This is a genomic window from Paenibacillus terreus, from assembly GCF_042138595.1.
GTDB classification, from domain to species: Bacteria; Bacillota; Bacilli; order Paenibacillales; family Paenibacillaceae; genus Paenibacillus; species Paenibacillus terreus.
Map to the genome: position 1 here is coordinate 11,466 of NZ_JBHIRX010000016.1, position 21,788 is coordinate 33,253.

Annotated in this window: 25 protein-coding genes; 16 read left to right on the forward strand and 9 right to left on the reverse strand. The window is 49.1% G+C overall.

Annotation, left to right across the window (positions count from 1 at the left end; translation table 11 throughout):
• Nucleotides 1-17: 17 nt before the first annotated feature.
• The 4 genes from sufD (at nt 18) to sufB (ending at nt 4,447) form a co-directional block, all read left to right on the forward strand.
• Nucleotides 18-1,328, forward strand: coding sequence for a Fe-S cluster assembly protein SufD (gene sufD / locus ACE5KN_RS23235; protein ID WP_375527586.1), 1,311 nt, complete (start codon nt 18-20; stop codon nt 1,326-1,328).
• Complete coding sequence (locus ACE5KN_RS23240) at nt 1,325-2,548, forward strand: cysteine desulfurase (protein ID WP_375527585.1); 1,224 nt, start codon at nt 1,325-1,327, stop codon at nt 2,546-2,548. Before sufD ends, ACE5KN_RS23240 begins: the two co-directional genes overlap by 4 nt.
• A complete protein-coding gene (sufU, locus tag ACE5KN_RS23245) occupies nt 2,538-2,960 on the forward strand; it encodes a Fe-S cluster assembly sulfur transfer protein SufU (RefSeq protein ID WP_375527584.1) in 423 nt (140 codons plus the stop codon). The genes ACE5KN_RS23240 and sufU overlap by 11 nt, the downstream gene beginning before the upstream one ends.
• Nucleotides 2,961-3,049: 89 nt before the next feature.
• Entirely contained in the window at nt 3,050-4,447 is a 1,398-nt protein-coding gene (sufB, locus tag ACE5KN_RS23250) for a Fe-S cluster assembly protein SufB (protein WP_375527583.1), read from the forward strand.
• Between the two features lie 68 nt (nt 4,448-4,515).
• Here sufB and ACE5KN_RS23255 read toward each other — a convergent pair whose 3' ends face one another.
• A complete protein-coding gene (locus ACE5KN_RS23255) occupies nt 4,516-5,574 on the reverse strand; it encodes an HD-GYP domain-containing protein (RefSeq protein ID WP_375527582.1) in 1,059 nt (352 codons plus the stop codon).
• A gap of 78 nt (nt 5,575-5,652) precedes the next feature.
• Nucleotides 5,653-6,384 carry a molybdopterin converting factor subunit 1 gene (gene moaD, locus ACE5KN_RS23260; RefSeq protein ID WP_375527581.1) on the reverse strand — a complete coding sequence of 244 codons (732 nt, stop codon included), beginning with the start codon at nt 6,382-6,384 and terminating at the stop codon, nt 5,653-5,655.
• A gap of 163 nt (nt 6,385-6,547) precedes the next feature.
• On the opposite strand from moaD, the gene ACE5KN_RS23265 reads away from it, so the two are divergent.
• The 8 genes from ACE5KN_RS23265 to ACE5KN_RS23300 all read left to right on the forward strand — a co-directional run bounded on the left by ACE5KN_RS23265 (nt 6,548) and on the right by ACE5KN_RS23300 (nt 14,185).
• On the forward strand, nt 6,548-7,987 hold the full coding sequence (locus ACE5KN_RS23265; RefSeq protein ID WP_375527580.1) for a bifunctional metallophosphatase/5'-nucleotidase: 1,440 nt from the start codon (nt 6,548-6,550) through the stop codon (nt 7,985-7,987).
• Between the two features lie 43 nt (nt 7,988-8,030).
• Entirely contained in the window at nt 8,031-9,134 is a 1,104-nt protein-coding gene (locus ACE5KN_RS23270) for an HD-GYP domain-containing protein (protein ID WP_375527579.1), read from the forward strand.
• Nucleotides 9,135-9,253: 119 nt separating this feature from the next.
• Nucleotides 9,254-10,387 (forward strand): radical SAM/CxCxxxxC motif protein YfkAB, encoded by a 1,134-nt coding sequence (yfkAB, locus tag ACE5KN_RS23275; RefSeq protein ID WP_375527578.1) that lies wholly within the window; start codon nt 9,254-9,256, stop codon nt 10,385-10,387.
• Between the two features lie 44 nt (nt 10,388-10,431).
• On the forward strand, nt 10,432-11,778 hold the full coding sequence (locus tag ACE5KN_RS23280; RefSeq protein WP_375527577.1) for a hemolysin family protein: 1,347 nt from the start codon (nt 10,432-10,434) through the stop codon (nt 11,776-11,778).
• A gap of 18 nt (nt 11,779-11,796) precedes the next feature.
• The gene (gene ytvI, locus ACE5KN_RS23285; protein ID WP_375527576.1) at nt 11,797-12,828 is read left to right on the forward strand and encodes a sporulation integral membrane protein YtvI; all 1,032 of its coding nucleotides are present in this window, start codon (nt 11,797-11,799) and stop codon (nt 12,826-12,828) included.
• A 242-nt stretch (nt 12,829-13,070) separates the two neighbouring features.
• Nucleotides 13,071-13,295, forward strand: a complete 225-nt coding sequence (locus tag ACE5KN_RS23290; RefSeq protein WP_375527600.1) for a spore coat associated protein CotJA — start codon at nt 13,071-13,073, stop codon at nt 13,293-13,295.
• Between the two features lie 2 nt (nt 13,296-13,297).
• The gene (locus ACE5KN_RS23295) at nt 13,298-13,585 is read left to right on the forward strand and encodes a spore coat protein CotJB (RefSeq protein WP_375527575.1); all 288 of its coding nucleotides are present in this window, start codon (nt 13,298-13,300) and stop codon (nt 13,583-13,585) included.
• Between the two features lie 30 nt (nt 13,586-13,615).
• On the forward strand, nt 13,616-14,185 hold the full coding sequence (locus ACE5KN_RS23300) for a manganese catalase family protein (protein WP_375527574.1): 570 nt from the start codon (nt 13,616-13,618) through the stop codon (nt 14,183-14,185).
• A 190-nt stretch (nt 14,186-14,375) separates the two neighbouring features.
• On the opposite strand, the gene ACE5KN_RS23305 is transcribed toward ACE5KN_RS23300, so the two are convergent.
• The 3 genes from ACE5KN_RS23305 to ACE5KN_RS23315 all read right to left on the reverse strand — a co-directional run bounded on the left by ACE5KN_RS23305 (nt 14,376) and on the right by ACE5KN_RS23315 (nt 15,332).
• The gene (locus tag ACE5KN_RS23305) at nt 14,376-14,762 is read right to left on the reverse strand and encodes a DUF1259 domain-containing protein (protein ID WP_375527573.1); all 387 of its coding nucleotides are present in this window, start codon (nt 14,760-14,762) and stop codon (nt 14,376-14,378) included.
• A gap of 162 nt (nt 14,763-14,924) precedes the next feature.
• Nucleotides 14,925-15,050 carry a hypothetical protein gene (locus tag ACE5KN_RS23310; RefSeq protein WP_375527572.1) on the reverse strand — a complete coding sequence of 42 codons (126 nt, stop codon included), beginning with the start codon at nt 15,048-15,050 and terminating at the stop codon, nt 14,925-14,927.
• Nucleotides 15,051-15,092: 42 nt separating this feature from the next.
• A complete protein-coding gene (locus tag ACE5KN_RS23315) occupies nt 15,093-15,332 on the reverse strand; it encodes a DUF6199 family natural product biosynthesis protein (protein ID WP_375527571.1) in 240 nt (79 codons plus the stop codon).
• Between the two features lie 87 nt (nt 15,333-15,419).
• Between ACE5KN_RS23315 and ACE5KN_RS23320 the strand changes: the two genes are divergently transcribed.
• Complete coding sequence (locus tag ACE5KN_RS23320; protein ID WP_375527570.1) at nt 15,420-16,055, forward strand: DUF1349 domain-containing protein; 636 nt, start codon at nt 15,420-15,422, stop codon at nt 16,053-16,055.
• A 71-nt stretch (nt 16,056-16,126) separates the two neighbouring features.
• On the opposite strand, the gene ACE5KN_RS23325 is transcribed toward ACE5KN_RS23320, so the two are convergent.
• The 3 genes from ACE5KN_RS23325 to ACE5KN_RS23335 are packed head-to-tail and all read right to left on the reverse strand — an operon-like array spanning nt 16,127 to nt 17,737.
• Nucleotides 16,127-16,738: a DedA family protein gene (locus ACE5KN_RS23325; protein ID WP_355318038.1), complete on the reverse strand. Its 612-nt coding sequence runs from the start codon at nt 16,736-16,738 to the stop codon at nt 16,127-16,129.
• 21 nt (nt 16,739-16,759) lie between these two features.
• Complete coding sequence (locus tag ACE5KN_RS23330; protein ID WP_355318040.1) at nt 16,760-17,404, reverse strand: hypothetical protein; 645 nt, start codon at nt 17,402-17,404, stop codon at nt 16,760-16,762.
• 18 nt (nt 17,405-17,422) lie between these two features.
• Nucleotides 17,423-17,737 carry a PadR family transcriptional regulator gene (locus tag ACE5KN_RS23335; protein ID WP_355318042.1) on the reverse strand — a complete coding sequence of 105 codons (315 nt, stop codon included), beginning with the start codon at nt 17,735-17,737 and terminating at the stop codon, nt 17,423-17,425.
• A 209-nt stretch (nt 17,738-17,946) separates the two neighbouring features.
• On the opposite strand from ACE5KN_RS23335, the gene ACE5KN_RS23340 reads away from it, so the two are divergent.
• Nucleotides 17,947-18,336, forward strand: a complete 390-nt coding sequence (locus ACE5KN_RS23340) for a winged helix-turn-helix transcriptional regulator (RefSeq protein ID WP_375527599.1) — start codon at nt 17,947-17,949, stop codon at nt 18,334-18,336.
• A 23-nt stretch (nt 18,337-18,359) separates the two neighbouring features.
• Here the strand turns inward: ACE5KN_RS23340 and ACE5KN_RS23345 are convergent, their stop codons facing one another.
• Nucleotides 18,360-19,433, reverse strand: coding sequence for an SDR family oxidoreductase (locus tag ACE5KN_RS23345; RefSeq protein ID WP_375527569.1), 1,074 nt, complete (start codon nt 19,431-19,433; stop codon nt 18,360-18,362).
• Between the two features lie 213 nt (nt 19,434-19,646).
• On the opposite strand from ACE5KN_RS23345, the gene ACE5KN_RS23350 reads away from it, so the two are divergent.
• Nucleotides 19,647-21,059, forward strand: coding sequence for a helix-turn-helix domain-containing protein (locus ACE5KN_RS23350; RefSeq protein WP_375527568.1), 1,413 nt, complete (start codon nt 19,647-19,649; stop codon nt 21,057-21,059).
• A 136-nt stretch (nt 21,060-21,195) separates the two neighbouring features.
• A complete protein-coding gene (locus ACE5KN_RS23355; RefSeq protein ID WP_375527598.1) occupies nt 21,196-21,756 on the forward strand; it encodes an RBBP9/YdeN family alpha/beta hydrolase in 561 nt (186 codons plus the stop codon).
• The last annotated feature ends 32 nt before the right edge of the window (nt 21,757-21,788 follow it).

A 21,788-nucleotide genomic window follows, 5' to 3' on the forward strand; every position in this document is an offset into this window, starting at 1 on the left:
GCGGAGGAGGATAACTGATGACAACACAAACAATGCTTCCGGTTGACTCTGAGCAGCTTCGCGCCTTGTCGGTTCAAAAAAATGAGCCTGCCTGGCTTACCGAGCAAAGACTTAAAGCGCTTGAGCTTGCGGGCAAGCTGGAGCTTCCGGTATATGAGAAAACGAAAATTGATCGCTGGAACCTCAGCGAGTATGGCAAGCATCAGGATGTGCAGAAGCTGGCTTCCCTGAAGGATGCCCCTGCTTCCATCGCCGAACTTGTCGAGACCCAGCAAAATAATGGCGGATTGGTCATTCAGCGGAATTCCGGCGTTGTCTTTACGCAGCTGAATGATGAGCTTGCTGCTAAAGGTGTTATTTTCACTGACCTGGAAACAGCGGCGCGCGAGCATGGCGATCTGGTTCAGTCTTATCTTCATACGGCTGTAAAGTCGGATGAGAACGCGGTTTCTGCTCTGCACTCGGCACTGTGGAACGGTGGCGTATTCCTGTATGTACCGAAAAATGTGGAAATTCAGGACATTCCGCTGCAGGCTGTATTTTTGACGGATGATGCTTCCGCGTCGTTTGTCCCTCACGTCTTGATCGTCGTCGAAAGCAACAGCTCTGTCACATATGTGGATAACTATGTTTCAGGAGAGTTGACTGCTCCTATTTTCCATAATGGTATTGTTGAGGTATTTGCCAAGGCAGGCGCCAAGGTGCGTTTTGCTTCCGTGCATCAGTTCGGCGAAGCTGCTACGGACATTTCCACCCGCCGTGCCGTGCTGGATAACGATGCTTCCATTGAGTGGATCGTCGGTGAAATGAACGACGGCAACACAGCCAGCAATACGATGTCCGTACTGAAAGGCAACGGATCAATCTCTGACGCGAAAGTGATTGCTGTCGGCTCCGGAAGCCAGAAGCTGAACTACACAACACAAGCGCAGCATTTCGGCAAAAGCTCTGAAAGCCAGATGATCACAAGAGCGGTTATGAGAGAAGAAGCTTCTGCGATCATTAACGGGATTACCAAAATTGAAAAGGGCGCTACAAAAGCGGACGGCCAGCAAACGGAACGGGTGCTGATGCTCAGCGGCAAAGCACGTGGGGACGCCAATCCGATTCTGCTGATTGATGAGGATGATGTAACCGCAGGCCATGCGGCTTCCGTAGGACAGGTGAATCAGGAGCAAATTTATTACCTGATGTCCCGCGGTGTGAGCCGTGCGGATGCGGAACGGCTGATCATTTACGGATTCCTTGCTCCCGTTGTTTCCGATATTCCGCTGGAAGCTTTGCAGCAGCAGCTGCAGCGTCTGGTGGAAAGGAAGCTGGGACAATGAATATCGCCGGAATACGCGAGCAATTTCCGATTCTGAATCAGGAGATTAACGGTCATCCGTTGATCTATCACGATAATGCGGCCACTTCCCAGAAGCCTGTCTCCGTAATTGAGGCGATCAAGCGTTATTACGAGTTTGATAACTCCAACGTTCATCGCGGGGTACACACGCTGGGAAGCCGGGCGACCGATGCCTATGAAGGGGCAAGGGAAAAGGTTGCGCGTTTTATTAATGCCAAGCGCAGCCAGGAAATTATTTTTACACGCGGCACGACGACGGCGCTGAACCTTGTGGCTTCCTCTTACGGAAGAGCGAACTGCAAGGAAGGCGATGAAATTGTCATCACGCCCGCAGAGCATCACAGCAATCTGATTCCTTGGCAGCAGGTGGCAAAGGCGACAGGGGCTACCCTGAAATATCTCCCGCTGCAGGAGGATGGCAGCATACGTCTGGCGGACGTTGAGCAAACTGTGACGGAACGCACCAAAATTGTGTCCATTGCTTACGTATCCAATGTGCTCGGTGTGGTACACCCGGTTAAAGAAATTGCCGAGATTGCCCATCGGAACGGCGCGGTAATGGTCGTGGACGGTGCGCAAAGCACGCCGCATATGAAGGTGGATGTGCAGGATCTTGATTGTGATTTCTATGCGCTCTCCGGCCATAAAATGTGCGGTCCGACAGGCATCGGCGCATTATACGGCAAAAAAGCGCTGCTGGACGCCATGGAACCGGTGGAATTCGGCGGCGAAATGATCGACGACGTTGGCCTTTATGACTCGACTTGGAAGGAGCTGCCGTGGAAGTTTGAGGGTGGTACGCCCATCATTGCGGGCGCCGTCGGGCTGGGAGCAGCCATCGACTTTCTTCAGGCTATTGGCATGGACGAAATCGCCGCTCATGAAAGCCGCCTCGCCGCCTATGCAGTGAACCGGTTGAGTGAAGTGGAAGGGCTCACGATTTACGGTCCGAAGGAGCGTCACGTCGGCGTGGTTACCTTCAACCTTGGCGATGTTCATCCGCATGATGTGGCGACAGTGCTTGACAGCAAAGGCATAGCGATCCGGGCAGGCCATCACTGCTGCCAGCCGCTGATGCGCTGGCTCAAGGTAAGTTCTACTGCACGTGCGAGCTTTTACCTGTATAATACAGAAGAAGAGATTGATTCATTGGTTAGCGCCCTAATTCAGACAAAGGAGTACTTTGGCGATGCAACTTGACGATCTGTACCGGCGCGTCATCATGGATCATTATAAAAATCCGCGCAACAAGGGACGGTTTGATGAGGATGCCGTTACGGTGGACCTGAACAACCCGACTTGCGGCGACAGAATTTCCTTGCAGCTGAAGCTGAGGGACGGACTTGTTGAAGATGCCAGATATACGGGCGAAGGCTGTTCCATCAGCATGTCGTCGGCTTCCATGATGACAGAGGCTGTTAAAGGCAAATCCTTGGATGAGGCGCTTCAATTGGCGGACCGCTTCTCTTCCCTTATGAAAGGGGAGCCTGCGGAGTTTGATGAATACGAAGATATCGAGGCACTGTCCGGTGTGAATAAATTCCCTGCCCGCATCAAATGCGCGACACTTGCCTGGAATGCGCTGCGCAAGGGCATCGATCTTGAGCATTAAGCTTCAAAAATTTTATGCAGCACAGCTGCAGTGGGAACAGCCGGGGATGCAAGAGGCTGCCGGTTCCCATCCAGAAGGGGTTGAACGAAATGGCGAAAAAGGCACCTGAGTTAGAGGAGTACAAGTATGGTTTTCGCGATGAACACAAAGCCATCTTCCAAACCGGCAAGGGTCTGACACCGGAAATTGTTAAAGAAATTTCCCGGATTAAAGACGAACCGGAATGGATGCTGGAATTTCGGCTTAAAGCGCTGAAGCAATTTGAAAAAATGGCCACTCCGCAGTGGGGCGGTGATTTGAACGATCTGGATTTTAACGATATTCAGTACTATGTGCGTCCTTCCGAGAAGCAGGGCAAAACCTGGGAGGAAGTTCCGGCTGAAATCAAGGAAACCTTCGACAAACTGGGTATCCCTGAAGCGGAGCAGAAGTTCCTGGCAGGCGTATCCGCACAGTACGAGTCCGAGGTTGTCTATCACAACATGCAGAAGGATCTCGAAGATCAGGGCGTTATTTTTATGGATACGGATACTGCGCTTAAAGAGCACCCTGAAATTTTCAAAGAATACTTTGCGACTGTGGTACCTCCGGCTGACAACAAATTCGCAGCACTGAACAGTGCCGTATGGTCCGGCGGAAGCTTTATCTACGTGCCTAAAGGCGTGAAATGTGAAATTCCGCTGCAGGCTTATTTCCGGATCAACTCGGAGAACATGGGACAGTTTGAGCGTACCCTGATCATTGCGGACGAAGACAGCTTCGTTCATTATGTGGAAGGCTGTACAGCTCCGATCTACAGCACCAACTCCCTGCATAGTGCTGTAGTTGAGATCATTGCGAAGAAAAATGCGCGCGTCCGTTATACAACGATTCAAAACTGGGCGCCTAACATTTATAATCTGGTGACCAAGCGGGCGGTTGCGGAAGAAAATGCAACGATGGAATGGGTTGACGGCAATATCGGCTCCAAGCTGACCATGAAATATCCGGCCGTTGTCCTGAAGGGCCGTGGCGCCAAAGGTATGGTTCTGTCCATTGCCGTAGCGGGTAAAGGCCAGCATCAGGACGCAGGCGCAAAAATGATTCACCTTGCCCCTGATACAACGTCAACGATCGTGTCCAAATCCATTAGTAAGCATGGCGGCAAGGTAACCTACCGCGGTCTGGCATCGTTCGGACGCCAAGCGGAAGGCGCGAAGTCCAATATCAAATGTGATACGCTCATTCTGGACAACGAGTCCACCTCAGATACGATTCCGTACAATGAAATCATGAATGACAACATTACGCTGGAGCATGAGGCTACAGTATCCAAAGTGTCTGAGGATCAGCTCTTCTACCTGATGAGCCGCGGTTTGTCCGAGGCGGAAGCGACACAAATGATCGTTATGGGCTTTATCGAACCGTTCACCAAAGAGCTGCCTATGGAATACGCCGTTGAAATGAACCGTTTGATCAAGTTCGAAATGGAAGGCTCCATCGGTTAAGCTGCTTTATTGCAATATAAAACTGCCTACAGCATAAAATTTGCTGTAGGCAGTTTTTTTCAGCCATATTAAATATATACTTCCTCAATAGCCAGATCCCGCTCTTTAGCCAAGTCGATAAAGCGTCCGTCATCCATTTTAATCAAGGGCCGGAAATAATCGACCGGATTATTCAAAATGATCGTGCCGGTCTGCCCGTTGGTGAGCAGTATCTTCTTCTTGATAAAGTTAGGCAGCATATGACGAATGAAGGTTTGGGTAGCAATCGGGTCCAAATGGCCGAAGCTCATGGCGTGCAGCTCCCTCAGAACGGCCAGCAGCTCCTGCTTGGATTGATAAACACGGTTGGAAGTCATAGCGCTATATACATCTGCAACAGCAGTAATTCGAGCAAAGGGATGAATCTCTTCTTTGAATAAGCCGTGAGGATAGCCCGTTCCGTTCTCGCGTTCATGGTGCTGAAGCGCGACTGCTGCCGCAATCTCATCTGATGTTGAATTCCGGATGAGATCATATCCGTATTGGGTGTGTTTCTTGACTTCACGGAACTCCTCTTCCGTCAATTTGGAAGGCTTGTTCAAAATATGAGCCGGTACCATGCATTTGCCGATGTCATGCAGATAGCCGGCTCTGCCGGCCGCATAGGCCTCTTCCGGGGAGTATCCGAGCCAAATGGCAAGATAATAAGATAAAACACCCACCTCAAGGGAATGATTGTAGGTATACTCGTCTCCTTGACCCAATAGCAACAGCATGGAAACAACGTCCTTCTGCTGGGCTAACTCGTCAACAATAGGAGCAAACAGCTCATCTACCCGATGAGAATTGAATTGGCCTGAAGCGGAAGCGGATAAGAACATGGCCTGCATACCATCGATGGCATCGTTGAACAGAGGAACAACATGCGCGAATGAATCAGGGGCAGCAGGTTCATCCGGACCAAAACCGTGCCCGTGATTAGAAGCGCTTGCTTCTATATCGATATATTCAATATTGTGCATTAACAGTTTACGAATGTCATCATGTCGAAGTGTAGTACCTTTGGTCAAGACTGGCACACCGTTGTCGTTGTATGTATCGCTCTGTAGACGGTCTCCTGGTTGGGCATCGGTGACATGGACTCTCAATCGGTTCTACCACCTTTTTTTCTTGAAGTAATAAGAATACTATATCAAGAAAAAAATCCCATGACAACGACTTTCTTACTAGGTTTGTGGCGGGAGTGTAGGGTTCCAAGGTCCTAATTGTGAACCCTTCCATTCGGAGCCGTCTTCCCAAATCTCCTTCTTCCAGATCGGGACCTTATGTTTGAGGGCTTCAATGGCATATCGGCTGGCCTCGTAGCATGTATCACGGTGCGGGGCAGATACAGCGATGATGACGCTCGCTTCCGCAATGTCTACTTTGCCTGTTCGATGCGCAATTGCACAAAGCGTGCCGGGCCATCGTTCAGCGATGTCCCTGCCGATTTCGGAGAGTTTGTTCAGCGCCATGGGAACATAAGCCTCATATTCAAGATGTACGGTTCGTTGTCCTGCGGTCATTTCCCTTGTCGTACCAACGAATACAAGAGCAGCGCCATGATTCGGGGTAATGACTTTGGCCGTAACCTTCTCCTGCGAAAGCGGGTTTTGCGTAATGACATGCCAACCGTCGCTGCTCGTATATACGGGATGGCCCCCATGCCCGTCGCCGCCGGAAACCGGCGGAATGATGGCGACCTCGTCGCCTTCATTGACAGGAGTATCCGGGGATGCAAATTCCTGATTTACGGCCACAAAAGATGATTGTATTGCGGCTGCGGCCTCCGGGTAATCGGCGGCGAGCTGTGTCTTGACATGATCGGCAGTAACGGAAGCTGATGCAATGCTGATCACTGCACGGGATGAACCGATACGTTCGGCAAGCCCGGCGAACAGCAGCACTTCTATATTCATGGATGATTCACCTCGGTTTATGATTGATGCACATTTTTAGCTCCTTCAATATATCATATTGCCTAGTAAAATGTTATTCTTAACTATTAGATATCCTATATATTTCATGGCATAAACAAGCTGCATGTAAGAATCGGATCCGGTATAGGAGGCAGGAACGGACATGGAATCCCCTTATGAGCAAACTTTGACGATTCTGCACACGAACGATATCCACAGCCGTTTCGGAAGCATGCCTTCGCTCGCAGCCATGGCTACCGAGCAGAAACGAGCCTGTGAAGGAGCGGTGCTTCTCCTTGATATCGGTGATCATATGGACAGAATGGCCCCGGAAACGGAAGGCACCTATGGCGGGGCCAATGTGGATGTAATCAATCTGACGGGTTATGATGCGGTAACGATCGGCAATAATGAGGGCCTGACATTCACTCCCGACATGTTGGAGCAGGTTTATGCAGGTATCCAATGCCCTGTCGTTTGCGGCAATATTCGAGAGATATCGACAGGATTCGCCCCCTCCTGGATGAGTGAGTCCCTGGTATTGGACAAGGATGGCATTCGTATCGGGCTGGTCGCGGCAACGGCGCCTTTTGCGGATTTTTACAGGCTGCTTGGCTGGGAAGCAAGAGATCCGGTTGAGAGCCTGAAGGAGCAGGTGTCAGCAATCCGCGGCAGCGTGGATGTCGTGATTGTAATGTCGCATTTGGGGTTACATACAGATAAGAGGCTCGCCAGTGAAATCACTGGTATCGATGTCATTCTCGGCGGGCATTCGCATCATGTGCTGGAGACACCTCTCATGATCAATGGAACGGCGCTGTGCGCCGCAGGCAAGCATGGAATGCTGATGGGCAAGGTGGTTCTGGGCCGCTCAGGCGATCAGGAGCCCTATAGGGTGATCTTCGGGGAATGTCTGCCCCTGAACACCTCCATACTGGACGAAAGCGTGGCGGCTGCCATCGCTGTCCATCGCGAACAGGCGGAGATCCGGCTGCAGGAAACTGTAGCCTTCATAGACCGCGTCTGCCCCATTGCCTATGACAGGGAATCGGAGTTTGGCAATATTATGGCCCAGGCTGTGCGCCATTTTACAGGGGCTCAGCTTGCCATAGTCAATTCGGGACAGCTTCTGGGACCACTTCCGAAAGGCAGCATTTCGAAAGGGCTCCTGCATCAACTGTGCCCTTCACCCATCAACGCCTGTACGATGAATTTGAAGGGGGCGGCAATCCGTCTTGCGCTGGAGCAATCACTTTTGCCCGAATTTGCCGATAAAAAGATTATTGGCTTCGGGTTTAGGGGCGAGGTACTGGGCAGTCTGTGCGTTGACGGGATTCAGGTCCTATACGACCTTCAGCGACAGCCGTATGACAGAGTCATTGAAGTCAGACTGGGTGGCAGCCTGATGTCGGATGATGCGAGTTATAACGTGGGTACGCTGGATATGTTTTCCTTTAAAATAGGGTATGAAAGTCTGGCTGCAGGGACGGAGCTTGAATATCGTTTGCCGGAATTTTTAAGAGATCTGATCGGAGATGAGCTTCAGCGCCCGAATGCCCTGAAGGACAGCATGGTATCCCGCTGGATTGCGGTTCATGAATAGGAGCAGGTCATAAGTTATCTTTGGTGCGGAAGAGGGTATTGCAATGCGGCTGTTAGCGGTTGGTTCATTACGTCCGGGAATGAAGCTCGGCAAAAAAATTTATAATGAGGACGGACTGATTCTGCTGTCGGAGGAGGTAGAGCTGAATGATCGGATGATCAAGCGTCTTGGCGAGGTGGGGATTGCATATGTGTATATTCAGGACCCCAAAACCGACGATATAGATATCCCGGAAATGATTCAGGAGAAGACGAGGCAGAAGGCTCTGCAGGAAATCCGAAAGCAGTTCAGGGAAATTTCCGGGCTCTCGCTGCAAAGGTCTGTGCCCCATTTGGGAAAAGCTTTTGGCGGGATCATGGAATCAATTCTGGAAGATATCGGCAGCAGGCAGGATACGATGATTATGCTCAATGACTTGGGCAGTACGGATCAAAATTTGTACCAGCACTCCTTGACGGTATGCCTGTATACCCTCGTGATGGGCAAGGCCAACGGGTATAACCGTCAGCAGCTGCTGGAGCTGGGCATCGGTTCATTGCTGCATGATATCGGCAAAACGCAGCTTCCCCCAAGTATTTTGCTGAAGCCCGGAAAGCTGACTCGGGAAGAGTATCTGGAGGTACAAAAACACGCACAGATCGGATATCAGATTCTAAAAAAGGTGCCGGATATTTCCCTGCTGTCTGCAATTTGCGCTTTGCAGCATCATGAACGGATCAACGGATCAGGGTATCCGAACAAACTGCATAACGGGGAAATTCATGATTATGCCAAATGGGTGGGGCTTGCAGACTCCTATGACGCCATGACAGCCAACCGGAGCTACAGAGCCCCTCTGCTTCCCCATCAGGCGGTAGAGGCGCTCTATTCCGGTGCGGGTACCTTGTACGAACAATATATGTTGGAAAAATTCCGCGACAGTGTAGCCATTTATCCGCTTGGCCTGCCTGTCGTATTAAGCACGGGCGAAGAGGGAGTAGTTGTGCGGATCGATCCCAGTGTTCCGCACCGGCCCGTCATCCGGGTGTTGAAGGATCGGGACGGACAGGAGCTGGCAGCTCCTTATGAAATTGATCTGTCAGCGGTTTTATCCGTGATTATCACGGAAGCGGGCGGCGTGAAAAAGGCTGAGGAGCATGCCGGGTAAGGGACAGTTCAAATCTGGAAACTGTGCAGCTGCCGCCCGCCTCGTGTTATGATTATATAACAGGAAATTTATGTTCCTATGAAATCAGCATAACAAGAAGAAATAAGGTGGAAAACTAAATGTCAGGACTATATGGCGCAAGCCATTCGCTAAAACCTTTAACCCCGGAGTACGACCCGTGGGACCCGATCGATTCTTTAAAACAATTTGGCCGGCACACGCTGACCAGTGTGGAAATGACCGTGACCCATTTATGCAATATGCGCTGTGAGCACTGTGCTGTCGGCGATTCGCTGGTGATGAAGGAGGAGCCTTTCCTGCCTTTATCGCTGATGCTGAAGCGGCTGGATGAGGTAGAGAACCTGCAGACGATCAGCATAACCGGGGGCGAGCCCGCCCTGATGGAGAAAACCGTGGACGAGGTCATCGTCCCGCTGCTGAAATATGCGAGGGAGCGCGGCGTCCGTTCGCAAATCAACTCCAATCTTACGCTGGATATCGGCAGATATGAGAAAATGCTGCCTTACCTGGACGTGATGCATATTTCGCATAATTACACGGATGCTGACAATTTTTACGAGGTGGGCTTTGCCAATACGAGCCGTCCGGCTCCACGGGCTGCAGCTTCCCGGCTGTATGAGAAAATGATGGATAACGCCGTCAAGCTGAGCAGCATGGGCATGTTCATTTCTGCGGAATCCATGATCAATTACAGAACGCATACGAAGCTTCCGGAAATCCACCGGCTCGTTCAGGAAATGGGATGCCGGCGGCATGAGGTGCATCCGATGTATGCATCCAACTTTGCGGCATCCCTGCCGGTACTGTCGCTGGAGGACATGCGGTCCGCGATCCATCATCTGCTTGATCATCGCAATCCGGAGCTGTGGATGCTGTTTGGTACGCTGCCTTTCTTTGCCTGCTCCGGCAACCCACAGGATCAGGAGCTGCTGCGGCGGCTGCGGGCTGAGCGGAACGTCACGGTACGCAACGACCCCGACGGGCGCAACAGAGTTAACGTGAATATGTTCACAGGTAATGTGTACGTAACGGATTTTGCCGATATCCCGGCCTTTGGCAACATTCATCAGCAAAAGCTGGACGACATCTTCGGCAGCTGGCTCAGCGAGCACCCGCTTTATCAGACGGTGAACTGCCACTGTGCTGCGGCGAATTGCTGCGGTCCGAACCTGCTCGTAGCGGACATGTATTATAAAGAGGTTGATTTTAAAACGAAAGAGGCAATCATCTAAGCAAATGATCCTACTACAGACATGACGGAAAGAAGGAATAAGCCTTGGGCCATACCGAATTTCATTTTGGAGAGCTATTCTTGAATCTGTTCCTGGTGCTGCTGCTCGTATTTCTTAACGGGGTATTCGTAGCCGCTGAATTCTCCCTTGTGAAAATGCGCCAATCCCGATTAGCCCAGCTGGAAAGCGAAGGGAACCGGTTGGCAGGGTATGCGATTAAGGTGAACAGCAGACTGGATGCCTATTTGTCAGCAACCCAGCTTGGCATTACATTAACCTCGCTGGGGCTCGGCTGGCTGGGTGAGCCGGCCGTATCCGAGCTGCTGGTGGAGCCGCTTATGTATCAGCTGGGCATCACCGATGGGACACTGATTACGACGATTTCTGTCGTGATCGGCTTCTGTGTGATCACGTTTCTACACATTGTGTTGGGTGAGCTTGCACCGAAGTCGCTTGCGATTCAGCGGACCGAAGGGGTGGCCCTGCTGCTGTCCGCGCCGCTGCTGTTCTTTTACAAAATATTTTTCCCGGTCATTTGGCTGCTTAACGCATCCGCCAACGGGCTGCTGCGCATGTTTGGCATTCAGCCGGCAAGTGAAGCGGAAGCGGCGCATTCGGAAGAGGAAATCCGCATATTGATGAATCAAAGCGCCATGAGCGGCGTTATAGACAGCAATGAAATCAAGCTGATGGACAATATTTTCGATTTCTCCGATCTGCTTGCCCGTGAGGTTATGAAGCCGAGAACGGATATGGACTGTCTGTATACGAACCTTTCCTTTGAGGAAAATCTGAAGATCATCAACGAAACACGGCACACACGCTATCCGGTGGCCGTGGGGGACAAGGATCAGATTATCGGGTTTGTACACATCGCGGATGTTTTCCTGCCGGATTGCGGCGATAAGCCAGACCTGGCCTCGATCGCAAGGCCGATTCTAAGCGTGCCGGAATCGATGGAAATCAGTCAGGTGCTGCGTCTGATGCAGAAAAATCATGTGCAAATGACACTTGTCATGGATGAGTACGGCGGAACAGCCGGCATTCTCACTACAGAGGAAATCCTTGAGGAAATCGTGGGTGATCTGTACGATGAATTCGAGGATGAAAGACCATCGGTAGAAATTGTCGGAGATGCGATATCCGTAGACGGGCGGCTGCTGCTGGAAGAGGTCAATGAGGTGGCAGGCACGGAGATCGAGGATGATGAAGTGGATTCGATAGGAGGCTGGCTGTACAAAGAGCTTGAAGGCAACACGCAAAAAGGGAAAAGCATCCTGCTGGACGGTTTCAAAATCGAGATCGAGGATTCGACGAAGCTGCGCATTTTAAGGGTTAAAATTCACCGTATACCAAGGCTGGGGGATGAAGCTGAAGGCGAGGTGCATTAAGTCTAAGGGAAGTGGATTATGTCGGGGAAACAACTGATTATTATTGCAGTGGGGCTCGTCCTGCTGTACGGGACTTTTACCGTCGGAGCCCCCTTTCTGCTCGCATTTATCATCGCCATCTTCCTGGAGCCCCTGGTTGGGTTTCTGATGAGCAGGCTGAAAATGAGCAGAGTAGTGGCATGTACGGTCAGCTGTTCTGCATTCCTTGTGCTGCTGTTCATAGTGGCCTACATACTGGGGCTTCAGCTGTTTACACAGCTGGTCGAATACTGGCGAAACGCTCCTGCCTACTTCCAGTCCGCCAATGACTTTTTACAGAATACGATCGTGCAGGCCGAAGGCCTGTTCAAGCAGCTTCCTGCGGAGACGGCAAACGGCATCGGGACCTTTGTGGAAAATGTAAGCAATTATGCGATGTCGCTGGTCAACACGCTTTCATCCGGTGTGCTCTCGTTTGCCAAGGAAATACCGAATATGTTCATTTTCTTTATTGTATTCTGTGTAGCGGTGTATCTGTTTTCTTTCAGTCTGGATACGATGCGGGCGTCGGTGCTGTCCTTCTTCGAGGAAAAGTCGCGTGATCAGGTCAGCGATGTGCTTGCAAGCCTCAAGAAGTCCATCTTTGGCTTCCTGCGTGCCCAGATTATTCTCTGTGTTCTGACCTATGTAGAAACGCTGATCGGTCTGCTGATCCTGGGGGTTGATTACCCTCTGGCTATTGCGCTGCTGGTCATGCTCGTGGACCTTCTGCCTATCCTGGGGGTCGGTTCCGTCCTTGTGCCATGGGCCGTGTACCTGTTCATTACCGGCGATATCTTCACAGGCATCGGGCTGATCATCCTGTTTATCGCCATTACGGTACTGCGCAGAGTCATTGAGCCGAAGGTCATCGGCGATGCGGTCGGCATCGGGGCACTGCCTGCCCTGATCAGTTTGTATATTGGTTTCAAGCTCGTTGGCGTTGTGGGCTTTTTCATCGGTCCACTTGTCATCATTATCTACTCAGCCATGAGGAAAGCCGGACTTTTTCAGATTAAAATCAAATTTTAGAGGACATTACGCTGTCATCAGAAAGGCTCTCATTAGCCGGAAGGCTAAGGGAGCCTTTTTTGTTGTTCCCTCCAAAGATTCCGGTTCAGCTTTGCCCGATGTCCGCATACGTTTGAAAAGAGAGGTCCAATAAGCGGCAAGCCATTCAGCTACTTGGTTTCAGCTTCGAGAGAAGGAAGGAGGCATATGTTGTGAAGGATGAGAATGTTATGGGTACGAATGTTATGCATACCAAGAACACTATGCAGTTTCCGCAAGAGGGTGTGTATGCTCCATTTATCGGTCCATTTGATCCCTGTCCGCCCATCAAGCTAAAAACATACAGTCTTCCGCCGAACCTGTTCATCCATTTCCAGCCCCTGGGCCTGCCTCAGTTCAGTCCCAGTGAGGCGCTGAGGCGGGGGACCCTGTGGCCTGATTTGTACAGCCCGTATGTGTCGAAAATGAATACAAAGGAGGCTGACTGAGGATGAGCGATGAAGAGCGGACCCAGCAGCCGGTGCCCTGTGACGAACAATTTTATGAGCTGCTTGAGCGGCTGCAGGAGCTTGATTTTGTCCTGGTGGAGCTCAATCTGTACCTGAACACCCATCCCAATGATCTGCAGGCGATTGAACAGTACAACCAGCTGACACGCGACCGCATGCAGGTGGCCCATCATTTTCAGCTTCTGTACGGCCCGCTGATGAATTTCGGCCATGCTTATTCCAAGTATCCGTGGGAATGGAGCAAAGCGCCTTGGCCATGGCAGGTATAGAGCGGGAATCCAAAGTGAGGAGATGGTTCCGTGTGGATTTATGAGAAAAAGCTGCAGTATCCCGTTCGTGTCAGCAAGTGTGATCCACGTATGGCCAAACTGCTGCTGGAGCAGTATGGAGGAGCCGACGGCGAGCTGGCGGCCGCGCTGCGTTATCTGAACCAGCGCTACACGATCCCGGACAAAGTGATTGGGTTGCTGAATGATATCGGAACAGAGGAATTCGCGCACCTCGAGATGATTGCCACCATGGTCTACAAGCTGACCAAGGATGCCACGGTGGAGCAGCTGCAGGAGGCTGGTCTGGACCCTCACTATGTGGCGCATGACCGGGCGTTGTTCTACGAGAATGCAAACGGGGTTCCCTGGACGGCGGCATACATTCAGGCCAAGGGCGACCCGATAGCGGATTTGTATGAGGACATTGCGGCCGAAGAGAAGGCACGGGCTACATACCAGTGGCTGATTGACATGACGGATGATGTGGATCTGCAGGATGGACTGAAATTCCTCCGTGAACGGGAGATCATCCATTCCCTCCGCTTCCGCGAGGCGGTTGAAATTCTGAAGTCGGATCGGGAAGGCAAGAAGGTATTTTGACGAAGAAAAAGACGTAACAAGCGCAATACCCACCGCTAAAAGGTTGACAGCCTCGGTGGGTTTTGCTGTTCATCGTAACAGATGCGCGCCGTGAGGCACACCTCGTTATCCTGGGGGAGGGTTGCGCCTCCCTTATTTCTATTCTCATGTTACCACATTGAAATTATTCAGGAAATGCGATTACTGAAAGTTACTTCTTCAGAACATCTAGAGCAGATCTTAATTTTCTGGCGAAAACAATTGGATTTTCAACGGTTTCAAGGTGGAGGTAGATCAGTCTTGGCTTTTCGAATAACCAGTGGTTGTGTATGGCGGTAATTTTCAGTTTGCGTCTGCGGGCGGCGTTGACAAAGCGCTGCACCTCAGATTGCAAGAGGGTAATTTCACCTGTATTCAGAGTCTTTCCGTTTTTCAGAGATTGAATGACGATTTCATGTTCGGTTTCGTAGTTTCTGCCAAGGATTTTGGCCCCCAGCTTTCTCTCAACCATAATGGAGCAGCTTTTGCCGTCAGACATTCCTGTACCGCCCAGAATTGCAGCTAACCGGTCGCAAAGCGACTTGGAAATCTTCAACATGATCATCTCCCTTCAGTTTGCTATAAAGTATGAGTGCTCAAGAAGGGAGGAAACGAGCATCGGTTTATCCGCGAGCAGGCCTGCATCCCGCTGAAGAGCAAAATCCGTGAAAGCCGAGAGGCCGGCATCATGGCCAGCCTTGTCCATAGGAACCGGAAGTGATCAAAACAAGTTGGCAATGATGCGGATAATGGTCCCCGGCATGGCAATAAACCAATCCAGGGCACTCCATAATGGCTTTTGCAAAAACTCCCTTGAAGTGATTTTTGATCTCATGGATTTTTCCATCGTAAATCCTCCATTTTTTCGAAAGTAAAGTAACTCTAATCATTAAACAGATGCTACAATATGCATAATACCCGCAAAAAGTAAAATTCCCCCAAGCATCATAGAAACGATTCCTCCAAACCTTGTTACACTTAAATAAGTTTCGCTGGGTTCGGAGTCTCCCTTTACTTTCCAGCCTTCATTGATATACCATCCGATTGAGGGTTTCAGGAAGGACAGTAAACCTAATGCAATACTGATCAGACCGAACAGGATCAAAAAGATTCCGCTAGAAATAGACATTTTGGATCCCCTCCTTTGGTAATAACTACGCAATGGATTGGGAATGAGTTCCATAGGGACTATTGAGTGCACAGGAGGCTTATGAACATGAAAAAATGGATTCTGAATGAGAAGTTTGACACCGAAAAATGGAATAGCCAGCTTGAGTGGCGGTGTGAGCCAAACAAGTGGTTCGTAGATAAAGCTCATTCAAAGCTTGTTGTAGAAACAGAAGCAGAAACGGATTTCTGGCAGCGGACCCATTACGGTTTTCGGGCAGATAATGGACATTTTCTATCTATCCAAACAAACCGAAATTTTCGGATGACCACAAAGGTCCAAGCTTCTCCCAAGTCAAAATATGATCAGGCGGGTTTGATGATTCGCTATTCGGAGGATGTGTGGGTTAAAACTTCTTTAGAATACATACCTGATGGCCCTAGCAAATTGGGGGCTGTAGTTACAAATCACGGATACTCAGACTGGTCAACACAATATGTAGATCGCACAGATGTTAATCTGTATTTCAGAATATCGAGGATTGCTCAGAACTGTTATGTGGATTTCTCGTGGAACGGGCAAGATTGGAACCAGATTCGCATAGCTCATATGGATATACCGGACAACGAGCCCGTTTTGGCTGGATTGTACGCGTGCAGTCCTCAGGGGAAAGGGCAGGTTGTTTACTTTGATTTTCTGACTATAGAAGAAATATCTGACGATACGAAAGAAGTTTATCTTTAAAAGGTGAGATAGCGGCACGTTTGGCGTTTAGGCAAACATCCGCTATCTTTTGTCCGGATTATCGGCAATCCTCAGCTTTTAATAATTCGCTTGCGCACAAACAGAAAACATATCACAAGCATCCCCAGTGCCAGAAGGGCATACACGGAATTTGAGTAAAGGTCCATGTATCCTACGATTGTTTCCCAGGAAGCGCCAACTGCCGAGCCTATATACACAAGAGCAGTATTCCAGATCAGAGATCCGATCGTGGTGAGGACCAGGAACGGGGGAAAGCTCATTCCTGCACTCCCGGCAGGAATAGAGATCAGACTGCGGATTAGTGGCACTAACCGGCCCAGGAATACAGCCCAAGCCCCATATTTGTCGAACCACGCATATGCTTTCCTGATGTCTTCCGGCTTTAAACGAAAAACTTTTCCATAACGCATGATAAGGGTTTCCAGCCTGTTAACAGATAGTATTTTTCCAGCACCGTAAAGACAGATAGCTCCGGCTACCGATCCGGCGGTAGCGGCAGCGATCACTCCGATTATACTCAGCCCCGACGTAGTGGTCATAAACCCGCCAAAGGTAAGGATCACCTCCGAAGGAATGGGAGGAAATAGGTTTTCCAAAGCAATAAGCAGAAAAATGCCCAAGTAGCCATAAGAATCCATAATTTCGGTAATCCAATGTTCCATTTCAGCACACTCCTTAGTTTCTTAAGAAAAATACTGTTTCAGTTTACGGTGAATGAGTTTGTCCGCAATTCTGTACAGCATAAATAACGCTATGAAGCAAACTCCATAAACCGCCAACACGACCTGCATAATGAACAGAAGCAATGTGCCCGGGGCAATGGCTTGGTCGAGAATGAACAGCAGAAGTGCCGAGACCAGCATAAGCAAAGCGTACCCGATCAAATAATGATGGCCATGCAATTCGAAAGGTTGGGTATGCTTGGACATTGAGAGAAACTCTTTGACTTTGAACTGATTAATTGCTTCCTTGGCGGCGTCTTCTTTTGACCTTCCTTGCTGTTCGAGATCTGCAGCAAAATCCTCCAAATAATTTTGAAGCTCCAATTTATCTTCTTTGTTGAGAGCGAGCTGGGATACGTAAGCATCGATGTTGTTTTGCTTACGGTATATGCTGTTCATTTGAATATGTCCTGCATAGTTTGCCACACTCCAAATGGTCGCCAAAATGAAGGAAGCATAATACGAAACGGCCAGCCAAATTTGGTCGTCGGGACTCAAATGCTCATCGCAAAAGAATGTAACGATACAAATGATAATAGAAAGCAGCAATACCCAGGTGTATCTGATTTCTCCCAGACTAAAAACTTTCCGTGAAAAATTCGCCATTTTTCTCACCTCCCGAGTTCAAATGAACCGATTTACAATCTCGGTTGTCTTCTTCCAGTCCGAAATGAATTTTGCAAGCAATCCTCGGCCATCTTCAGTTACGGTATAGTATTTACGCCGCCCGCCTTGGCTTTGATCCCCCCAATATGCAGAAATTGCCCCTTGCTTCTCCAGACGCTTCAGAGAAAGATACAGCGTAGCTTCCTGAATTTCGAAGGCTCCTTCCGTCTGTTCTTTAATGGCTTTGGAGATTTCGTAACCGTAGTTATCTTGCCTGACCAATACAGACAGAATGAGGAGATCGATTGTTCCTTTCAGCATTTCCGCATTCATTGACATTACCTCCAAACTAATTACTCAACATTATTGAGTACATAAAAATCATAAGTTATATTACTTAATAATGCAATATACTTTTTTGAAAAAGTAATCCGATTCATTCGCTTCAATATCTTTAGCCAAGGTATGTTTTATCGAACGGTTGGCTTGCAAACCGGTGCTCCAGTCGGTAAAGTGAAGTCAAAGGGGGCTGAGTTAAGGTGATGCAGGAGCCGATTAAAATTTATAACACAGCGGTCGAAGCATTTCTTGAGGTGATCGGCGGCAAATGGAAACCGGTCATTCTTTTTCACCTGACCTTCGGCAAAAAGCGTAACGGCGAACTCATGCGGCTTATGCCTGGCGTTACACAAAAAGTGCTGACTCAACAGCTCGGCGAGCTGGTAGAGGCTGGCATTGTCGCACGTATTTCGTACAACCAGGTCCCGCCCAAGGTCGAATACGAATTGACGGAATATGGCTGGAGCTTGAAAGAGCTTCTTCATCTCATGTGCAGATGGGGAGATATGCATGCTGAAAGGGTGTACGGGGATCAAGTAAGTATACTTTTCACACCACCACAGGTAGAGGATAAGGAAAATACCGGCCCCTGATGATAGAGGACCGGTATCTATAATTAAGGAATGATTTTGCGGCGGCGGAAATCCGTAAAGATGTCTATAAACATCCTTTCTGTATCGACGAATTCATGGAAACCGAAGCGGCGTGCTTTGGACCCGTCCGCAAAAAAGTCGTAATCCCATGAAAATACGAAATCACCGAAGCCCCAGGAAGAAACGTCCTGGTAGCTATTTTTCTCCAAGTCATACTTTTCAACCATAACATTCCACAGCATTTCCTTATCAGCCATAACCGTCTCCAGCTTCATCGGCAGCGGCGGGGCAGTCTCAAGCTCGAAAAAGGCGGCAATCTTCGGCCAAAGCTCGTTCCAGCGGAAAAGGTCACCGTTCGTGATGTTAAAGGCCTGATTCGCGCAACGCGGCTCGGTTGCCGCCCAGACTGTTGCACGTGCCAGCAGCCCGGCATCCGTCATTTCCAGCAGGCTGTGATAAGCCCCCGGCTTTCCGGGAAAACGGAGCGGCAAGCCCAGCTCTTTGGATATGGAAGCATAAACGGCAATAACCATGGCAAGGTTCATCGGATTGCCCAAAGCAAACCCGCACACGACCGACGGACGCAGTGCCGACCAGGTCCAGCTGCTTCCAGGCTGCCGTTGTTCGAGGAATTGCTGCTGGTCCACATTGAACTCAGGCGGCATGTGATAGGCATCCGTTTCCCGTGCCGGTGTTTTGAAAGGCCCGAGATGTGCTCCGTATACCTTGTAGCCCTGCATAAGGCTGATATGCTGCAGATTTGGGGCAATCGGTTCGATCGCGTTTACCACGTTCACAAGCATGGACAGGTTGGGCTCAACCAATTCGGCCCACGTCGGGCGATCTTGATAAGCCGCGAAGAAAATATGAGTCACTTCGTTCAGAATGCCCAATTTCTCCTGTGTTTCTTGTTCATTCAGTAAATCAGCCGCTATATACCGCAGCCGACCGCTATCTTTCCCGCCGCGCCGTGACACCCCGATGATATTCCAGTCAGGGAGCGTCAAGAGATAATCAATAAGATTCCGTCCAATGACACCGTTGGCCCCGACTACCAATGCAGTTTTACTGTTTTTTTCTGAGTGCTCCTGTTTCATCAATGTTTCCCTCCCAGGTTTCTTCTGCTTTGATTGTGAGACAAAAAAAGTGAACTTAAAAGTACGCACTTTAAAGTCATATAGTTACCTAAAAGTAATAATGGTCTGGGAAAGGCTTGAAAAAGAATTTTGAAAAAACACTTAAAAAAGATACACAAGCATTCCAGAAAGTGGTATACTGAAGCAGAGCAAAGAACAGGAAATATTATACGAATGCAGCAGATTAAGGGGCGGTTTATTTTGTACAATACAACCACGATTCGCATGGAGTTGGAACAATTCATGAAACAGGGGGAATTAAACATTTCCCGTTTGGCCCAAATGGCCGGGATCAACGCGGGAACCATGAGCTCACTGCTGCACGGACACAGGGTTATGGCTGTAACTCAATTGGATCGGCTCACGGCGGCTCTGGGTTTGCCTGAAGGCCATTTCTATGAGCAGTATATTGAGGAGTATCTCAATGAGGCTGTACCGAACTGGCGCAGAATCAGGCCTTTCCTGTACCGCTGCGCAGCATTGGACAAGCTGGAATGCATCCGCCAGACCGTTGGGTTGTTATTGGATAATCTGACATACTCTCCTTTGCTGTTTGAAGTCGCCGAGGACTTTTTTAAGTGTGATCAACGTGAAGCGGCAGCCGTGCTGTTCGAAAGCATAGCGATGAGTGAAAAGAGTCAGCATTCCGAGCGTCTGGCCCTGTGCCAATTTCGTTTATTTACAATCCGGTTAGGCGATAACCAGGAGCTCAACAATCAGGTGGCTATCCAGTTTGAGCCATATGTTGAACGTCTGGATGAAGTGGATCAGTTGGATGCCTTGAAAGAACTAGCGAATACATACCGATCACTGCGCAGATGGGATAAAGTTGAAGAAATGGCCCGGAAAATGGGGGAGAAAGCGAAGATACACTATTTTACCTTCCAGAGGGATAGAGAAGAAATACACGCACAAAATAAACTAAGCAGGCCGCCGTTTTTTTACGTGGCATACGCGGATTTACTAATATCCAGCGCATATGAGGCGAACAGGAATTATGAGCAGGCATTGAAGTATACAGAAGCTTATGCCGATTTAAGTTGGGTTAAGGAGACAGACGAAGAGACGATTCATTGGATGAATCTATTTAAGGACTGGGCACAGGCAAATACCTATGTAAGTAAACTATTTTGCGGGGATATGAGCATACTTTCTGAGTATGTAGAATTTATTGCACCTAGAAAAGATGAGATTATTGTTTCCCTGCTAAATATCCTTGATGCAGCGAACAAGTTTAATGTTAATATTGATGAAATTCTTGAACGCTTTGATCCGGAGATCAAGCATTACTTGCAGCATCAAGAAGCGATTAACGTTATATATTCTAAAAAGCTTGTAAATGAACAGACTGCCCGACTCTCCAGCGAGCTGGCTGACTACTATCTACGCAACGGCCAATACTCCGGAGGATTTAGTTATTTGGTTAGGGCCTTCCAAATATCCTCTATAGGGAACCTTAAATCTTGTTTAGTAAAATGCGTAGGTTTATTTGAACGTTACAAGGAAAAGGACTCCTCAGAACCATCAACGACCTATAAAAAATTATTTGAGGAGTTGTATACTAAAAACTGGGGTTATTATTTTTAAGCTGCTAGACTGGCACGAAAGCCGGTCTTTTTTCATTGCAAATACTTTATAAAACAAGTGACTTACCCAAAGGTAAGTACTTGTTAACAAATAGGTACGATATTAAAATCATTAAAAATGGAAGGAGGTAACTGCTATTATTGATCACGTGTATATTGTTCATGGTTATAGTGCATCCCCGGCAGATCACTGGTTTCAGTGGCTCCAAAACAAGCTGGCTTCGGACAACATAAGTGCGGATATTTTAAAAATGCCGAGTCCGTCGAAGCCTGAGCTTGCGGATTGGACACAAGAAATTTCGCTGAATGTCCGGGATATCCATAAAGGAACTTACATCGTTGCTCATAGCTTGGGCTGCGCTGCTGTATTAAGATTTTTGGAGAAATTGGGCCCATCCGAGCAGGCGGGAGGTATTATTCTTGTTTCCGGTTTTACTAAACCCTTGCCCAGCCTGCCCATATTGGATGAATTTACAAGAGAGCCGTTTGATTTCGACAAAATCAAAGTGGCAGTTGCCGGGACACCGATCGTTGTTGCTTCCAAAAATGATGAGATCGTCCCTGTGGAATTCAGTAAGGAGTTGGCCCGGAATATAGACGCTGACTTTCATGAGCTTGACCAAGGAGGACATTTCCTGGGCAGCGATGGTTTTACAACATTTCCGCTGGTGTATGAGCTTCTAACCCGTAAATCATGAAGCAGTTTATCTAACGTTCTGAGTGAAATTGG

What these genes read in the sequence shown, in the direction of transcription:
- sufD (WP_375527586.1), top strand. Translation starts at nt 18, where the DNA reads ATGACAACACAAACAATGCTTCCGGTTGACTCTGAGCAGCTTCGCGCC.
- ACE5KN_RS23265 (WP_375527580.1), top strand. Translation starts at nt 6,548, where the DNA reads ATGGAATCCCCTTATGAGCAAACTTTGACGATTCTGCACACGAACGAT.
- ACE5KN_RS23305 (WP_375527573.1), bottom strand. Translation starts at nt 14,762, where the DNA reads ATGTTGAAGATTTCCAAGTCGCTTTGCGACCGGTTAGCTGCAATTCTG.
- ACE5KN_RS23240 (WP_375527585.1), top strand. Translation starts at nt 1,325, where the DNA reads ATGAATATCGCCGGAATACGCGAGCAATTTCCGATTCTGAATCAGGAG.
- ACE5KN_RS23315 (WP_375527571.1), bottom strand. Translation starts at nt 15,332, where the DNA reads ATGTCTATTTCTAGCGGAATCTTTTTGATCCTGTTCGGTCTGATCAGT.
- ACE5KN_RS23325 (WP_355318038.1), bottom strand. Translation starts at nt 16,738, where the DNA reads ATGGAACATTGGATTACCGAAATTATGGATTCTTATGGCTACTTGGGC.
- ACE5KN_RS23320 (WP_375527570.1), top strand. Translation starts at nt 15,420, where the DNA reads ATGAAAAAATGGATTCTGAATGAGAAGTTTGACACCGAAAAATGGAAT.
- ACE5KN_RS23310 (WP_375527572.1), bottom strand. Translation starts at nt 15,050, where the DNA reads ATGGAAAAATCCATGAGATCAAAAATCACTTCAAGGGAGTTTTTGCAA.
- ACE5KN_RS23295 (WP_375527575.1), top strand. Translation starts at nt 13,298, where the DNA reads ATGAGCGATGAAGAGCGGACCCAGCAGCCGGTGCCCTGTGACGAACAA.
- ACE5KN_RS23350 (WP_375527568.1), top strand. Translation starts at nt 19,647, where the DNA reads ATGCAGCAGATTAAGGGGCGGTTTATTTTGTACAATACAACCACGATT.
- yfkAB (WP_375527578.1), top strand. Translation starts at nt 9,254, where the DNA reads ATGTCAGGACTATATGGCGCAAGCCATTCGCTAAAACCTTTAACCCCG.
- moaD (WP_375527581.1), bottom strand. Translation starts at nt 6,384, where the DNA reads ATGAATATAGAAGTGCTGCTGTTCGCCGGGCTTGCCGAACGTATCGGT.
- ACE5KN_RS23270 (WP_375527579.1), top strand. Translation starts at nt 8,031, where the DNA reads ATGCGGCTGTTAGCGGTTGGTTCATTACGTCCGGGAATGAAGCTCGGC.
- ACE5KN_RS23335 (WP_355318042.1), bottom strand. Translation starts at nt 17,737, where the DNA reads ATGAATGCGGAAATGCTGAAAGGAACAATCGATCTCCTCATTCTGTCT.
- ACE5KN_RS23340 (WP_375527599.1), top strand. Translation starts at nt 17,947, where the DNA reads ATGCAGGAGCCGATTAAAATTTATAACACAGCGGTCGAAGCATTTCTT.
- ACE5KN_RS23330 (WP_355318040.1), bottom strand. Translation starts at nt 17,404, where the DNA reads ATGGCGAATTTTTCACGGAAAGTTTTTAGTCTGGGAGAAATCAGATAC.
- sufU (WP_375527584.1), top strand. Translation starts at nt 2,538, where the DNA reads ATGCAACTTGACGATCTGTACCGGCGCGTCATCATGGATCATTATAAA.
- ytvI (WP_375527576.1), top strand. Translation starts at nt 11,797, where the DNA reads ATGTCGGGGAAACAACTGATTATTATTGCAGTGGGGCTCGTCCTGCTG.
- ACE5KN_RS23345 (WP_375527569.1), bottom strand. Translation starts at nt 19,433, where the DNA reads ATGAAACAGGAGCACTCAGAAAAAAACAGTAAAACTGCATTGGTAGTC.
- sufB (WP_375527583.1), top strand. Translation starts at nt 3,050, where the DNA reads ATGGCGAAAAAGGCACCTGAGTTAGAGGAGTACAAGTATGGTTTTCGC.
- ACE5KN_RS23290 (WP_375527600.1), top strand. Translation starts at nt 13,071, where the DNA reads ATGCAGTTTCCGCAAGAGGGTGTGTATGCTCCATTTATCGGTCCATTT.